At 63.6% G+C, this 15917-nt stretch carries 14 protein-coding genes; 2 read left to right on the top strand and 12 right to left on the bottom strand.

The features are described from left to right. Positions 1-64: 64 nt before the first annotated feature. From ASD12_RS13150 to uxaC, 4 genes are read right to left on the bottom strand one after another with little or no spacing between them, the layout of a single operon-like run. The gene (locus ASD12_RS13150; RefSeq protein ID WP_056586175.1) at positions 65-1345 is read right to left on the bottom strand and encodes a TRAP transporter large permease; all 1281 of its coding nucleotides are present in this window, start codon (positions 1343-1345) and stop codon (positions 65-67) included. Next, on the bottom strand, positions 1345-1872 hold the full coding sequence (locus tag ASD12_RS13145; RefSeq protein WP_056586171.1) for a TRAP transporter small permease: 528 nt from the start codon (positions 1870-1872) through the stop codon (positions 1345-1347). Before ASD12_RS13145 ends, ASD12_RS13150 begins: the two co-directional genes overlap by 1 nt. 58 nt (positions 1873-1930) lie before the next feature. Continuing rightward, on the bottom strand, positions 1931-2908 hold the full coding sequence (locus ASD12_RS13140; protein WP_056586166.1) for a TRAP transporter substrate-binding protein: 978 nt from the start codon (positions 2906-2908) through the stop codon (positions 1931-1933). A 33-nt stretch (positions 2909-2941) separates the two neighbouring features. Further along, positions 2942-4402: a glucuronate isomerase gene (gene uxaC / locus ASD12_RS13135; protein ID WP_056586162.1), complete on the bottom strand. Its 1461-nt coding sequence runs from the start codon at positions 4400-4402 to the stop codon at positions 2942-2944. Positions 4403-4498: 96 nt separating this feature from the next. On the opposite strand from uxaC, the gene ASD12_RS13130 reads away from it, so the two are divergent. Continuing rightward, on the top strand, positions 4499-6019 hold the full coding sequence (locus ASD12_RS13130; protein WP_056586159.1) for a mannitol dehydrogenase family protein: 1521 nt from the start codon (positions 4499-4501) through the stop codon (positions 6017-6019). A gap of 53 nt (positions 6020-6072) precedes the next feature. Here the strand turns inward: ASD12_RS13130 and ASD12_RS13125 are convergent, their stop codons facing one another. From ASD12_RS13125 to ASD12_RS13090, 8 genes are all read right to left on the bottom strand, one after another. Continuing rightward, a complete protein-coding gene (locus tag ASD12_RS13125; RefSeq protein WP_056586157.1) occupies positions 6073-6480 on the bottom strand; it encodes a F0F1 ATP synthase subunit epsilon in 408 nt (135 codons plus the stop codon). Between the two features lie 244 nt (positions 6481-6724). Continuing rightward, on the bottom strand, positions 6725-8320 hold the full coding sequence (gene atpD, locus ASD12_RS13120) for a F0F1 ATP synthase subunit beta (RefSeq protein ID WP_056586154.1): 1596 nt from the start codon (positions 8318-8320) through the stop codon (positions 6725-6727). Between the two features lie 70 nt (positions 8321-8390). Further along, entirely contained in the window at positions 8391-9275 is an 885-nt protein-coding gene (locus ASD12_RS13115; protein ID WP_056586151.1) for a F0F1 ATP synthase subunit gamma, read from the bottom strand. Between the two features lie 31 nt (positions 9276-9306). Next, the gene (gene atpA / locus ASD12_RS13110; RefSeq protein WP_056586148.1) at positions 9307-10836 is read right to left on the bottom strand and encodes a F0F1 ATP synthase subunit alpha; all 1530 of its coding nucleotides are present in this window, start codon (positions 10834-10836) and stop codon (positions 9307-9309) included. Beyond that, positions 10836-11396, bottom strand: a complete 561-nt coding sequence (locus tag ASD12_RS13105) for a F0F1 ATP synthase subunit delta (RefSeq protein ID WP_056586145.1) — start codon at positions 11394-11396, stop codon at positions 10836-10838. The genes atpA and ASD12_RS13105 overlap by 1 nt, the downstream gene beginning before the upstream one ends. Positions 11397-11642: 246 nt before the next feature. Beyond that, positions 11643-12038 carry a DUF4345 family protein gene (locus ASD12_RS13100; protein WP_056586142.1) on the bottom strand — a complete coding sequence of 132 codons (396 nt, stop codon included), beginning with the start codon at positions 12036-12038 and terminating at the stop codon, positions 11643-11645. A gap of 180 nt (positions 12039-12218) precedes the next feature. Then, positions 12219-12914 (bottom strand): aspartate/glutamate racemase family protein, encoded by a 696-nt coding sequence (locus tag ASD12_RS13095; RefSeq protein ID WP_056586139.1) that lies wholly within the window; start codon positions 12912-12914, stop codon positions 12219-12221. A gap of 54 nt (positions 12915-12968) precedes the next feature. Next, positions 12969-15152 (bottom strand): primosomal protein N', encoded by a 2184-nt coding sequence (locus ASD12_RS13090; RefSeq protein ID WP_056586136.1) that lies wholly within the window; start codon positions 15150-15152, stop codon positions 12969-12971. 90 nt (positions 15153-15242) lie between these two features. On the opposite strand from ASD12_RS13090, the gene fsa reads away from it, so the two are divergent. Next, on the top strand, positions 15243-15899 hold the full coding sequence (fsa, locus tag ASD12_RS13085; protein WP_056586133.1) for a fructose-6-phosphate aldolase: 657 nt from the start codon (positions 15243-15245) through the stop codon (positions 15897-15899). The last annotated feature ends 18 nt before the right edge of the window (positions 15900-15917 follow it).

Genomic DNA, 15917 nt, shown 5'->3' with positions numbered 1-15917 from the left:
GTTTTCCGTCCGGAATTGCGTCAAAACAAAGGATTAGAGCAGTTCGCCGCTTGCGCGAACTGCTCTAGTGGAACAGGCGCGGCAGCCACAATGAAATCTCCGGCACGTAGGTGACAAGCATCAGCACGACGAATGCGGCGCCATAGAATGGCCAGATCGAACGCATCGCCGTCCAGATCGGGATGCGGCCTATGGCGCAGCTGACGAACAGCACGGCCCCCACCGGTGGTGTGCACAGGCCAATGCCGAGATTGAGAATGAGGATCACACCGAAATGCACTGGATCGACGCCATAGGCCATGACCACAGGCAGGAAGATCGGCGTCGTGATGATGATCAACGGCGACATGTCCATGAACGTGCCGAGGATGAGCAGGACAATGTTGATCAACAGCAGGATCACCAGCCTGTTGTCGGACACGGACTGCAGAAAGGCGACCAGCGCGGCCGGGACCCTGAGATAGGCGAGGAGCCAGCCAAAGGCGGCGGCGCAGCCGATGATCATCAGCACCATTGCGGTCGTGCGCACCGCAGCGGTGGTGGCGGTGACGAAGTCGTTCCAGCTCATCGAACGATAGACCAGCAGCGTCACCAGGAAGGCATAGACGATGGCGATGCAGGAGCTTTCGGTGGCGGTGAAGACGCCTGAGCGGACGCCGCCGAAGATGATGCCGATCAGGATCAGGCCGGGAATGGCAGCAACAAGCAATTGCAGCGCCCGGCCGAAGCCGGCGAAGGGCTCGGTCGGATAGCCGCGGCGGCTGGCGACCCAATAGGCCGTGATCATGAGAGACAGCGCCAATAGCAGGCCTGGTATGATGCCGGCGGTGAACAGGTCGGCGATCGAAATCCGCCCACCCGCCGAGATCGAATAGATGATCATGTTGTGCGAAGGCGGTATCAGCAGCGCAATGATGGCGCCGACCGAAGTGATGTTGACGGCATAGTCTATGCCATAGCCGCGCGCCTTCATCTGCGGGATCATCAGCCCGCCGACCGCCGAGGCGTCGGCCACCGCCGAGCCGGAAATGCCGCCGAACAGTGTCGAGGCGGCGATGTTGACCTGCCCCAGCCCGCCGCGCAGATGACCGACCAGCGAACCGGCCAGCGCCACCAGACGGGCGGCAATGCCACCGCGCACCATCAGGTCGCCGGCGAAGATGAAAAACGGGATGGCCATCAGTGAGAACACGCTGACGCCGGAGTTGAGACGCTGGAACACTACAAGCGGCGGCAGGCCCAGCACCAGGACCGTCGCGAAGCTGGCGACGCCGAGGCAGAACGCGATCGGCGTGCCGATGATCAGCAGGAAGACGAAGGTACCGAACAGAACCGTCAGGGCCATTACAGATCTTCCTCGCCCGTGGCGTACTGATCGGCGTCGACCGGCAGTCCGGCAAATCGCCCGGCCAGCCGCTCCAGAGAAAACAGGCAGACAAGCGCGCCGCCCAGGATGACCGGCAGGAAGCTGACGCCGCCGGGGAAAGCCAGAGACGGCATCACCGTGTTCCAGGTCAGCCTGGTAAGCTGGACGCCGTAGACGATCATGCCGGCACCGAAGGCGAGCACGACGACATCCGAAATGCTGCGCAGCACCGCCTTGGCGGCGGACGGCAGGAAATAGAGCAGCACATCGAAGCCCAGATGCGTGCGCTCGCGGACACCGACCGCGGCACCCAGGAAGATGAACCAGCCCATCAAAAGCACCGAGAAGGGTTCCGTCCAGCTTGGCGAGCTGTTGAGCACATAGCGCGAGAACACCTGCCAGAAGATGATCGCAGTCATCAGGGTCAGCCCGATGCCGCTGACCCACAGCGCAAGCCTCGCCAGCCGTGACAGCAGCCGTTCTATCGCCAGCCAGAATGGTTTCATATGCGCGCCTCCCCTGGATGGTGGCGCGGAAGATCGCGCCACCATTGCCGCGAACGGATTACTTGGTCGCCTGGATGCGTGCGGCGAGATCCTTGAGTTCGGGCGTCGACAGATACTTGTCGTAGACCGGCTTCATCGCATCGATCAGTGGCTGCTTGTCGATCTCGCTGACCTTGACGCCGGCTTTCTCGACGATGTCGCGCGACTTCTTCTCTTGCGCGTCCCACAGTTCGCGCATCTTGACGACGCTGTCCTTGGCCGCTTGCCGGACGATCGCCTGGTCTTCCGGCGAGAGCTTGTCCCAGCTCGCCTTCGACATCACGAGAACCTCGGGCACGATCTGGTGCTGGTCGAGCGTGTAGTGCTTGGCGACCTCGAAGTGCTTGGCGGATTCGAAGCTCGGCCAGTTGTTCTCGGCGCCGTCGATGACGCCTGTCTGCAAGGCCGAATAGACCTCGCCATAGGCCATCGGCGTGGCGTTGGCGCCCAGCGCATTGACCATGTCGACGAAAACGTCCGACTGGATGACGCGGAACTTCATCCCCTTCATGTCGGCCATCGAGGTGATGTCCATCTTGGTGTTGTAGAACGAGCGCGCGCCGGAATCATAGAAGGCGAGGCCGACGAGGTTATGTGCTTCGAATGCCTTCAGGATCTGATCGCCGATCGGGCCATCCATCACATGGCGCATGTGTTCGACCGAGCGGAAGATGTAGGGTAGCGATGGAACCGCCGTCTCCGGCACGATGCCGTTGAACGGTCCCATCGAGACGCGGTTGAGATCGATGACGCCGGTCTGCGTCTGTTCGATCGTGTCCTTCTCCTCGCCGAGCTGCGCCGAATGATAGACCTCGACGGAATAGCGGCCATTGGTGCGCTGCTTGATCAGGTCGCCCATATATTTGACCGCTTCGACCGTTGGATAGCCGTCGGGATGGGTATCCGACGACCGCAGCACGGTCTCGGCGTTGGCTATGCCGATCAGCAGCGAGCCGAAAGCGAACGTGGCTGCCGTCAATTTCGAGAAATGCAACATGACTTCCTCCCTTTTATAACCAAAGCGCCCGGCTCAGAGCCGGTACGCCTTCTTCGCCAGCGTGTAGGCAAGCTCCCGCGCCAGCTCATGCGCCTCGTCCTCGCGCAGCCTGTGTTCGGCAACGAGACGCGCGAGGAACGCGCAGTCGACCCGCCGCGCCACGTCGTGGCGCGCCGGGATCGATGGAAAGGCACGGGTATCGTCGTTGAAGCCGACGGTGTTGTAGAAGCCGGCCGTCTCGGTGGTCATCTCGCGGAAGCGCCGCATGCCTTCCGGGCTGTCGTGGAACCACCAGGCCGGGCCGAGCTTCAGCGCCGGATAGACGCCGGCCAGCGGCGCCAGCTCGCGCGCATAGCTGGTTTCGTCGAGCGTGAAGAGAATAATCGTGAGGTCGCGCTCCAGCCCGACACAGTCGAGCAGCGGCTTCAGCGCCGTCACATAGTCCGTCCGGGTCGGGATATCGAAACCCTTGTCGCGGCCGAACTTTTGGAAAACAGCCGGCGAATGATTGCGCCAGGAGCCGGGATGGATCTGCAGCACCAGCCCGTCGTCGAGGCTCATCTTGGCCATCTCGGTCAGCATCTGGGCACGAAACAGTTTTCGTTCGCGCTCGTCGTCGGAACCGCGGCGAACACGATTGAACAGCTCTTGCGCCGCCGCATCCGAAAGATTGGCGGTCTCGGCCGTTGGATGGCCATGGTCGGACGAGGTCGCGCCGAAGCTTTTGAAGAAGGCGCGCCGCCGGCGGTGCGCATCGAGATAGCCGGCCCAGTTGCCGGTGTCGCAGCCGGTGATCTCGCCGAGCCGGTCGAGATTGGTCGAGAAACCCTCGAAATCGGGATCGACGACGGCATCCGGCCGATAGGCGGTGACGACGCGGCCCTGCCAGCCGCTGTTGCGGATCATCTGGTGCCATTGGAGATCGTCGAGCGCGCCTTCCGTCGTCGCGATGACCTCGATGTTGAAGCGCTCGAACAGTGCACGCGGACGGAAATTCTCCCACTGCAGCAGCGTCGCGATGGTGTCGTAATGGCGGTCGGCGGTCGCCGCGTTCAGCGGATCGTCGATGCCGAACAGATCGGCGAGCACATGATCGAACCACAGCCGGGTCGGCGTGCCCCGAAACAGATAATAGTGTTCGGCAAAACGCCGCCAGATCGTCCTGCCGTCGGTCTCGACAGGCGCGCCGTCCAGCGTCGTCACGCCGAGATCCTCGAGGCGGACGCCTTGGCTGAACAGCATGCGGAAGATGTAGTGGTCCGGGACGATGAGCAGTTGCGCCGGATCCGGGAAGGGCTCGTTCAGCGCATACCAGCGCGGATCGGTGTGACCATGCGGGCTGACCAGAGGCAGATCCTTGACCACGGCATAGAGTTCGCGGGCGATCGAGCGCGACTGCGCCTCGGCGGGAAATAGCAAATCCGCATCGGTCAGTGCCACGGTGATCCTCCCAGGGCCGCTATCGGTAGGGTCGGCAAGAAATAATGTCAACATACAAAAATTGGATTGTTGTATGATGACTTTTCGTGCCATTGTGTGGCATGAGATCGGATGTTACGCCGCTTGCCGACCACTCCCCGAGGCGATTTCATGTCATCCGTCCAGACCAGCCCCACCACGACGATCAAACGCCTTTCCTGGAAAACGGCGCGGGCATTGCCGGCTTCGATCGCAACGCCTTCGTATGATCGCAGCCGCGTCGTCCCGGGCATCGTCCATCTCGGCGTCGGTGCGTTCCATCGCGCCCATCAGGCCGCCTATGTCGACGACTGCCTGGCGGCTGGAGAGACCGGCTGGGGCATAACAGGCGTTTCGCTACGCAGCGCCGACACGCGCGATGCGCTCACGCCGCAGGATGGGCTCTACACGCTGGCGATCAGAAGCAGCGGCCAAGAGAAGCTTCGCGTCATCGGCTCGATCGGCTCCATGCTGGTGGCCCCGGAAGACCCCAGCGCGGTGCTGGCCGCGCTGACCGACCCTCGCTCCCGCATCGTGACGCTGACCATCACCGAGAAGGCCTATTTGAGGGCGGCGGGCGGCGGGCTGGACGTCGCCCATCCCGACATCGTCCACGATCTGGCAAACCCCGAATTGCCTAAGACGGCGCATGGTTTCCTGACTGAGTCGCTTGCCCGGCGACGCGCCGCCGGCGTGCCACCCTTCACCGTGCTGTGCTGCGACAACCTGCCGGCCAACGGCGCCACGCTGCACCGCCTGCTGACCGAATTCGCCGAATTGCGCGACGCCAGGCTTGACGTGAAGAGCGACGCTGGAATCGCCGGCCACATAGCCCATCAGGTCGCGTTTCCCTCCAGCATGGTCGACCGCATCGTGCCGGCAACCACCGACACCGACCGGTCGCGGATCGCAGAAGAACTCGGCGTCGAGGACGCCTGGCCGGTCATGACCGAACCGTTCTGCCAGTGGGTGATCGAAGACAATTTTCCACAAGGCAGGCCAGCCTGGGAACAATTCGGCGTCACCATGGTCAGCGATGTCCGCCCCTTCGAGGACATGAAGCTGCGCCTGCTCAACGGCGCGCATTCGGCCATCGCCTATCTCGGCCTGCTCGGCGGTCACGTCACCGTCGACCGCGCCTTCGCCGATCCGGCGATACGAGCCTTTGTCGATGCGCTCTGGGCCGAGGCCATCCCGACACTGCCCAGGAATGCCGGGCTCGACACGGCAAGCTATACGGCTGAACTGGCCGAGCGGTTTTCGAATACCGCGCTTGCCCACCGCACGGCACAGATCGCCAATGACGGCAGTCAGAAACTGCCACAGCGCATTGTAGCCTCCGCCTTGGAGTGCCTCGAAGCCGGGACCCGGCCCGAGCACCTGACGCTGGTGATCGCCGCCTGGATCGCGGCCTGCGAGGCACGCGGCAAGACCTTGCCGGAAAGTCATTTCGCCGATCCGCTCGATGTACCATTGGCGGCACTTTTTGGCCGAGGCCTGCCAACGGGAGAGACAGTAGAGTCGGTTTTTGATCTGGCTGGCTTCGCCAAGGGAGAGCCGGGGCGCGGAAAGTTGATGGACCTAACGACCGCCCACCTCGAACAGCTGCGCCGTGGTAGGCCGGCAGCTGCCTTCGCGACCTTGCGTATCTAAACAAAAAAGCGAGGCAAGGCCCCGCTTTTTCATCAAATCATCGGAAGCGAACCTTAAGCCGGCAGGATGGCGCCTTCCAGCGTGGTGAGCTGGCTAAGGAACTGTTCCGCCTTGCTGCGCGCCTGGTCGTCCTTGGCGTCTACGGCGTCTTCCCTAGCTTCCTTGATGCGGCGCGCGAGATCCGCGCGGTCGACATCCTTCACCGCAACAGCCGATTCCGCCAGCAGCGTGCAACCGGCTGGAACGATGTCGGCAAAGCCGCCGAACACCACGTAGCGCTCTTCCCCGCCCGAAGCCGTCTTCACCGTGACGACGCCCGGCTTGATCGTGGTCATGACCGGGGCGTGATGCGCCATCACCGTCATCTCGCCCTCGGCGCCTGGAATGACGACCGATTCGACCTGCTCGGAAACCAGCAGGCGCTCCGGAGAAACCAGTTCGAATTTGAAAGCTTCAGCCATGATCGTATCCGTTCAACCCACTCGGGCGGCACCCACACAAAATGTATGGTTTCCGATTGGCTCAGAGAGTTGGAAATCTCCAACTGGCCGAGTTTTTCGTGCCATTCCTCCACAGTCCACTCTCGACCGATGAGAGTGTTCAGCTCTGCGACGTCTTCCTCTGGAAAATCCGAAAGGAACTCATCGCTCAGCTGAAGTAACCGGACCCGATCGCCTTGAGCGTATTCGGGTCCGCTATCTTTCATCAGGCCGCTTCGGCCGCCAGGCGCTGTGCCTTCTCGACCGCTTCGTCGATGCCGCCGACCATGTAGAAGGCAGCTTCCGGAAGGTGATCATAGTCGCCGTTGCAGAGGCCCTTGAAGCCCTTGATGGTGTCGGCGAGGTCGACCAGCTTGCCCGGCGCGCCGGTGAACACTTCGGCGACGAAGAAGGGCTGAGACAGGAAGCGCTCGATCTTGCGGGCGCGGGCCACGGTCTGCTTGTCCTCTTCCGACAGCTCGTCCATGCCCAGGATGGCGATGATGTCCTGCAGCGACTTGTAGCGCTGGAGGATCGACTGCACCTGGCGCGCGACGCCATAGTGCTCGTCGCCGACGACAAGCGGGTCGAGCATGCGCGAGGTCGAATCCAGCGGATCGACGGCCGGGTAAATGCCCTTTTCGGCAATGGCACGGTTGAGCGTCGTCGTCGCGTCAAGGTGGGCGAACGAGGTCGCCGGCGCCGGATCGGTCAAGTCGTCGGCGGGCACGTAGATGGCCTGCACGGACGTGATCGAGCCCTTGGTGGTTGTGGTGATACGTTCCTGCAGCGCGCCCATGTCGGTGGCGAGCGTCGGCTGATAGCCCACGGCCGACGGGATACGGCCGAGCAGAGCCGACACTTCCGAACCCGCCTGCGTGAAGCGGAAGATGTTGTCGACGAAGAACAGCACGTCCTGGCCCTGGTCGCGGAAATATTCGGCAACCGTCAGGCCGGTCAGACCGACGCGGGCGCGCGCGCCCGGCGGCTCGTTCATCTGGCCGTAGACGAGTGCCGCCTTGGAGCCTTCGCCGCCGCCCTTCTTGTTGACGCCGGATTCGATGAACTCGTGATAGAGATCGTTGCCTTCGCGGGTGCGCTCGCCGACGCCGGCGAACACCGAATAGCCGCCATGCGCCTTGGCGATGTTGTTGATCAGTTCCTGGATCAGCACGGTCTTGCCAACGCCGGCGCCGCCGAACAGGCCGATCTTGCCACCCTTGGCATAGGGAGCCAGAAGGTCGAGCACCTTGATGCCGGTGATCAGGATCTGTGCTTCCGTCGACTGCTCGACATAGGTCGGAGCCGGCTGGTGGATGGAGCGCATTTCGGTGGCGTCGACCGGGCCCTCTTCGTCGACCGGCTCGCCGATGACGTTGATGATGCGGCCGAGCATGCCCGGGCCGACCGGCACGGTGATCGGCGCGCCGGTGTCCCGCACTTCCTGGCCGCGAACCAGACCTTCGGTCGAGTCCATGGCGATGCAGCGCACGGTGTTTTCACCCAGATGCTGGGCAACTTCGAGCACCAGGCGGTTGCCGACATTGGTCGTCTCGAGCGCGTTCAGGATCGCCGGCAGGTGATCGCCGAACTGCACGTCGACGACTGCGCCGATGACCTGGCGAACCTTGCCGACAACGCCGGTTGCCTTGCTGGCCACGGCCGATGTCTTGGCAGCTGCGGCCTTCGCCGGTGCTGCCGCCTTGGCCGGGGCCGCCTTCGCGGCTGCTGCTGGAGCCTTTGCCGCCGCTTTCACGGGGGTTGCGGTCTTCGCGGCTGAGGCCTTGGGGGCTGCCTTCTGGGGGGTCGCTGCTTTCGCCATCGTCTTTACCCTTTTTCGTCCTTTGTTTCTCACGCGGTCCGGTCGCGGGTCGACAACCCGCGAACCGCGCCTAGAGCGCCTCGGCGCCCGAAATGATTTCGATAAGTTCCTTGGTGATCTGCGCCTGCCGCTGGCGGTTGTAGGTGATCGACAGCTTGTTGATCATCTCGCCGGCGTTGCGCGTTGCATTGTCCATGGCGCTCATCTTGGCGCCCATTTCGCCGGCCGCGTTTTCGAGCAGCGCCCGGAAAACCTGCACGGAGATGTTGCGCGGAATGAGATCGGAGAGGATTTCTCCCGGCTCCGGTTCGTATTCATAGACGGCGTTGCCGCCTTCGATCGCCTCGGCAGGAGCCGAAGCCAGGCCGGCCGGGATGATCTGCTGCGCGGTCGGGATCTGGCTGATCACCGACTTGAACTGCGAATAGAACAGCGTGCAGATGTCGAAGCCGCCCTCGTTGAAAAGGTGGATGACCTTCTTGGCGATCGCATCGGCATTGACGAAGCCGAGTGTCTTGACCTCGCGCAGATCGACGCGGTCGATGATCATCGCTGCATAGTCGCGGCGCAGGATGTCGAAACCCTTCTTGCCGACGCAGATGATCTTGACCTGCTTGCCGTCGGCCAGCAGCCTGCGGATGTGGTCGCGGGCAAGGCGGGCGATCTGCGAGTTGAAGCCGCCGCACAGGCCGCGCTCGGCGGTGCAGACGACGAGCAGATGCACGTCATCCTTGCCGGTGCCGGTCATCAGCGCCGGGGCATCGCCGCCGCCGCCGATTGCCTGGGTGATGTTGGCCAGCACGGAACCCATGCGCTCCGAATAGGGGCGCGCCGCTTCCGCAGCCTCTTGCGCACGGCGCAGCTTCGCCGCAGCGACCATCTGCATCGCCTTGGTGATCTTCTGCGTCGCCTTGACCGAGGCGATACGGTTACGAAGGTCTTTTAACGAAGGCATGCTTCAAACCTGATCCCGTCTTGCGCTTCGCTCAGGCGAAGGTCTTGGCGAAAGCGTCGATCTCGGCCTTCAGCTTGGCGCGCAGATCGTCCGACAGCGCCTTTTCCTTGCGGATGGCTTCGAGAACGTCCTTGCCGGCCGAACGCATGTGGCTGAGCAGGCCGTGCTCGAACTTGCCGACCTGGTTGACCGGCAGCTTGTCGAGGTAGCCGTTGACGCCGGCGAAGATCACCGCGACCTGCTCTTCTGTCTTCAGCGGCGAGAACTGCGGCTGCTTCAGGAGTTCGGTCAGGCGCGATCCGCGGTTGAGCAGGCGCTGCGTGGCGGCATCGAGATCCGAACCGAACTGCGCGAAGGCCGCCATTTCGCGGTACTGCGCGAGCTCACCCTTGATCGAGCCGGCAACCTGCTTCATCGCCTTGATCTGCGCGGCCGAGCCGACGCGGCTGACTGACAGGCCGACGTTCACCGCGGGACGGATGCCCTGGAAGAACAGGTTGGTCTCGAGGAAGATCTGGCCGTCGGTGATCGAGATCACGTTGGTCGGGATGTAGGCCGACACGTCGTTGGCCTGCGTCTCGATGATCGGCAGAGCGGTCAACGAACCACCGCCCAGATCGTCGTTGAGCTTGGCGGCGCGCTCGAGCAGGCGCGAGTGCAGGTAGAAGACGTCGCCCGGATAGGCTTCGCGGCCAGGCGGGCGGCGCAGCAGCAGCGACATCTGGCGGTAGGCGACAGCCTGCTTCGACAGATCGTCATAGCTGATCAGCGCGTGCATGCCGTTGTCGCGGAAATATTCACCCATGGTGCAGCCGGCGAACGGCGCCAGGAACTGCATCGGTGCCGGATCGGAAGCGGTGGCGGCGACGATGATCGAATATTCGAGCGCGCCGCGCTCTTCCAGCACCTTGACGAACTGCGCGACGGTCGAACGCTTCTGGCCGACGGCGACGTAGACGCAGTAGAGCTTTTCCTTCTCGGGGCCGTTGTCGTGCACCGACTTCTGGTTGAGCATCGTGTCGAGGATGATGGCGGTCTTGCCGGTCTGGCGATCGCCGATGACCAGCTCGCGCTGGCCGCGGCCGACCGGGATCAGTGCATCGATGGCCTTGAGGCCGGTCGACATCGGCTCGTTCACCGACTTGCGCGGAATGATGCCGGGCGCCTTGACGTCGACGCGCTTGCGTTCGGTCGCCTTGATCGGACCCTTGCCGTCGATCGGATTGCCGAGCGCGTCGACGACGCGGCCGAGCAGGCCCGGACCAACGGGGACGTCGACGATGGCGCCGGTGCGCTTGACGATATCGCCTTCCTTGATGTCGCGGTCGGCGCCGAAGATGACGACGCCGACATTGTCGGCTTCGAGGTTGAGCGCCATGCCGCGGATGCCGCCGGGGAATTCGACCATCTCGCCGGCCTGGACATTGTCGAGGCCATAGACGCGGGCGATACCGTCACCGACGGACAGCACCTGTCCGACTTCGGAGACCTCGGCCTCCTTGCCGAAATTCTTGATCTGGTCTTTCAGAATTGCGGAAATTTCCGCGGCGCGGATGTCCATCAGCCGACCTCTTTCAGTGCAAGCTTGAGCGAATTGAGTTTGGTTTTGAGCGACGTATCGATCTGGCGCGAGCCCATCTTGACCACCAGCCCGCCGAGCAGCGACGGATCGACGGTGACGGAGATGGCCACGTCCTTGCCGGCAACGCTCTTCAGCGCCGCCTTGAGTTCGGTCTGCTGGGCAGCGGTCAGCTCATGCGCCGACGTCACTTCAGCAGCGGTTTCGCCACGATGTTCGGCGGCGATCTGGCGGAATGCCCTGATCATGCCGGGAATGGCGAACAGCCGGCGGTTGCGGGCGACGACGCGCAGGAAATTGCCGGTGAGGCCGGCGATCCCGGCCTTGTCGGCGATCGCCGCGATGGCCTTCGCCTGGTCCTCGCTGGAGAACACCGGACTGTTGATCAGCCGGGTAAGATCAGCGCTGCCCGCGAGCATGGCTTCGAAACTGTTGAGGTCGGCTTCGACCTTGGCCACGGAATTTGCCTGCAGGGCGAGTTCGAACAGCGAACCCGCATAGCGTTCTGCGACACCTGAGATTGGCGATGACGATTGAGCCACGGACCGTCTTTTCTCTTGTCTGACAGGCCGCAGATTGTTGGCGCGAGCAAAAACTCTGGCTAAATCTTTGACCTTACTGCATTTTTTCGAGCACGGAGGCGCGGCTTCCGCTATCCCCGGCCGAAAGTCGATTGCCGTCTAGCACAGGCATTTTAAGACCGCAATGCGTCGTCCCGCATGGTTTTCAGGCACTATTGTCGCATCCGGCGAAAGTCACCCGCCTTCCATCGCGGAATACCCAACGATTCAAGGCAGAAAGCCGAAGGCGAAGGCGAGCGGCAATGCCGCCAGCACCAATTCCACCACGATGGAAACCCAATTGAAAGGCGTGTTGGCACCATCCGACATCATCGACAGCAGCCGGCCGAAGGCGGTGAACAGCCAGGAGAATCCGAGCGCCATGTAGATCAGCGGCTGCGCCAAGAGGATGCAGCACAGGCCGACGCCGAGATAGAAGCCCGACATCCGGCCGCGTCCCTCGGCGATCGCCGCAGCCTTCTCGGGCTTGACTTGCAAGCGCAGGGCACGGAAGGCGAGGCTAGGTGCCAGAAAGAACAAAAGCCCGAGCAGCACGGTGCATAGGGCGCTCGACCACGCCAGCCATTCGCCCTGGCTCGTCGGCCACGGAAGCGCAAAATCCATACTGTCCCCTCGAAATGCCTGCTTTGAAATTCCGGGCATTCTAGCGGAGGAAAAACGCCGCGCCAGATGACTCCCGGCACTTTCAAAGCAATACCAGGAAAAGTGGGAAGCGGCTTTCCCGGGAAAAGCGCATAGCGCTTTCCCTTGGGAATTGCGTCAGAACAAAGGGCTGGAAGCGCATCAACCGAGCGTGAATTCCACTGCCGCCTCGGCATGGATGCGCGTCGTGTCGAAGACCGGAATGTCGAAATCCGGCTGGCCGATGAGCATGGTGATCTCGGTGCAGCCCATGATGACGCTGTCGGCGGCCTCTTCGCGGCGCAGGCGCTCCGTCTCGGCGATATAGGCCGCCTTCGAGATTTCGGTGACGATGCCTTGGCACAATTCCTCGTAGATGACGCGATGGACCATGTCGCGCCCGGCGGCATCGGGCACGACGGGGCTCAAGCCATATTTCTCGGCGAGCCGACCCTTGTAGAAATCCTGCTCCATCGTGAAGCGCGTCGCCAGCAGCGCCGGGCGCCGCATGCCGGCGCGCTTGACCGCCACCGCGGTGGCATCGGCGATGTGGATCAGCGGAATCGAAACCGACGCCTGCACCTGGTCGGCCAGTTTGTGCATGGTGTTGGTGCACAAAAGCAGACCTTCCGCGCCGCCGGCCTCGAGCTTGCGCGCCGCTTCGACGAGAAGCACGCCGGCGCCGTCCCAGTCGCCATGATGCTGCCGCTCGGAGATTTCGGCGAAGTCGAAGGACCACAGCAGAAGCCTGGCCGAATGCAGGCCGCCCAGCCGCTCGCGCACGATCTCGTTGAGCAGGCGGTAGTAGATGGCCGTCGATTCCCAGCTCATGCCGCCCAGAAGGCCAAGGGTTTTCATATGATCTTCCATTCCTCGCTGGCTTGCGGGCAGCCTATCGCTGAAAGCGCAACCTTACAAAAAGCTCTGCGGGTCGATATCGACCTGCACTCTGATCGATCCGCGCTGCTTCGGTCCGTTGGCCAGCATGGCGCGGATGAAGCCTTGCATGTCGGCGCGCCGTTCGCCCTGGATCAGCAGGCGGAAACGGTGACGGCCGCCGAGCAAGGACAGCGGCGCCTCGGCTGGCCCCAGCACGAACAGATCGCTGGCCTCTGGCGCGGCGCGGCGCAGGCCGCGTGCATGGCCCTCGGCTTCCGCCCGCGTCACCGCGCTGACGATGACACCGGCGAGCCGGCCGAAAGGCGGCAGGGCAGCCCGTTCGCGCTCGGCGATCTCGCGCTCGTAAAAAGCCTCGGCGTCGCCGGAGACGATCGCCCGCATCACCGGATGGTCGGGCTGGAAGGTCTGCAGCAGGCCAAGGCTCTTCTTGCCGGTGCGGCCGGCGCGGCCGGTGACCTGGCTAAGCAGCTGGAAGGTGCGCTCGGCGGCGCGCGGATCACCATTGGCAAGGCCGAGATCGGCATCGACGACGCCGACAAGGGTCATGTTGGGGAAGTTGTGGCCCTTGGCGACAAGCTGCGTGCCAATGACGATGTCGGCCTCGCCATCAGCGATCGCCTCCAGTTCCAGCCGCAGCCGCCGTACACCGCCCATCAAGTCGGATGACAGCACAATGGTGCGCGCGTCCGGGAAATGCGTGACGACCTCTTCGGCGATGCGCTCGACACCAGGTCCGCAGGCGACCAGATGATCCAGCGTGCCACATTCCGGGCAGGCTTCGGGACGGCGCTCGTTGTGCCCGCAATGATGGCAGACCAGTTGGCCGCGAAAACGGTGCTCGACCAGCCAGGCCGAGCAGACTGGGCAGCCGAAGCGGTGGCCGCAGACCCGGCACAGCGTCAACGGCGCATAGCCGCGCCGGTTGAGAAACAGCAGCGACTGCTCCTTCCTCTCCAGCGTCTGGCGCATCTGGTCGAGCAGCGCCGGCGACAGGAAGCCGCCGCGCGCTGGCGGTGCGCGTCGCATGTCGACCGCCTTCAGATGGGGAAGAGCAGCCTCGGCGAAGCGGGCGGAAAGAACGGCCCTGTTGTAGCGACCCTGGCTGGCGTTGACCCGGCTTTCGACCGACGGCGTCGCCGACGCCAGCACCACCGGAAAGCTGCCGATATGGCCGCGCACCACGGCCATGTCGCGCGCATTGTAGAAGACGCGATCCTCCTGCTTGTAGGCAGGGTCGTGCTCCTCGTCGACGACGATCAGGCCGAGTTCCTTGAACGGCAGGAACAGCGCCGAGCGCGCGCCGGCGACGACGCGCACGCCGCCCTCCGCCACTTGCCGCCAGACTTTTTCGCGCATCCGCGGCGGCAGGTCGGAATGCCATTCGCCGGGCTTGGCGCCGAAGCGCTGCTGGAAGCGCTCGAGAAAGGCATGCGTCAGCGCGATCTCCGGCAGCAGGATCAGCACCTGCTTGCCCTGGTCGAGCGCGGCCGCCACCGCCTCGAAATAGACCTCCGTCTTGCCCGAACCGGTGACGCCGTCGAGCAGCGCGACATTGAACACGCCGGCTGCGACATTGGCGCGCAGCATCAGAGCGGCGTCGCTCTGGTCCGGCATCAGCTCCGGTATGGCGTAGCTGGAATCGGGCGCGGCCACCACCGGGCGCGGCGGGATCATCACCGTCTCGAACACGCCTTGCGCCCTCAGGCCGTCGATCACCGTCGACGACACGCCTGCGGCGTGGGCGAGGCCGGATCGCGTCCAGGCAAGCCCGCCCTCGGCCGTCTCCAGCACGCGTTCCCTGGCGCCCGTCATCCGGTCGGGTGCGAGAAGCGTGCGCTGCAGCCCCTCGATCCACGGTTCGGGGTCGAATGCTTCCGGCGCCCGAAGCAGCATGCGCGCCACCATGCCCGGCGGCGACAGCGTGTATTGCGCCACCCAGTCGACGAAACGGCGCATGGCGCGGTCGATCGGCGGGCAGTCGAAGACCTGTTCGATGGGGCGCAGCTTCTTCGCGTCGACCTTCTCGACCGCGCCGTCCCAGACGATGCCGGCGACCTGGCGCGGACCGAGCGGCACGCGCACGATCGAGCCCGGCACCACGCGCATGCCGGCCGGCACGGCATAGGTGTAGGGGCGTTCGGTGGGCATCGGCACCAGCACCGGTGCGGCTGCGACAAAGGGCGAATCTTCGATCATGAGGCGTGACCTTGCCCTGACTTTGGTCTAGATCAAAGTCCGACCCCGAATGTGCATGGCATGCACATAAGAATCTTCAGGAGACCCGCCATGAAATTTTTTGTCGACACCGCCGACATCAAGGATATCCATGAACTGAACGATCTGGGACTGCTCGACGGCGTTACCACCAATCCGTCGCTGATCCTCAAATCGGGCGGCAAGATCGCCGACGTCACCAAGCAGATCTGCGATATCGTCGAAGGTCCGGTCTCGGCGGAGGTCGTGGCGACCGAATTCAAGGACATGATGGCGGAGGCCGAGGTGCTGGCCAAGATCGCGCCCAATGTCTGCATCAAGGTGCCGCTGACGCTCGACGGACTGAAGGCCTGCAAGACGATCCGCACGCAGATGAACCGTATGGTCAACGTCACGCTGTGCTTTTCGGCCAATCAGGCGCTGCTGGCGGCCAAGGCCGGCGCCTCGTTCATCTCGCCCTTCGTCGGCCGCGTCGACGACACTGGCTCGGACGGCATGGAACTGATCCAGGAGATTCGGCAGATCTACGACAATTACGATTTCCAGACCGAAATCCTGGTCGCTTCGGTTCGCACCGTGAACCACGTCAAGCAGGCAGCGCTCATCGGCGCCGATGTCGTGACCGCGCCGCCGGCGACCCTGAAGGCATTGGTCAAGCACCCGCTGACCGACAAGGGCCTGGAACAGTTCCTCGCCGACTGGGCCAAGACCGGCCAGAAGATCGGCTGAAGCCGCGCCACTTTCAAC

Origin of the sequence: Mesorhizobium sp. Root102 (genome assembly GCF_001425625.1) — a bacterium.
GTDB lineage: Bacteria > Pseudomonadota > Alphaproteobacteria > Rhizobiales > Rhizobiaceae > Mesorhizobium.
Note: the sequence above shows the minus strand (reverse complement) of the source record. Positions and strands in the feature narration are given on the sequence as shown.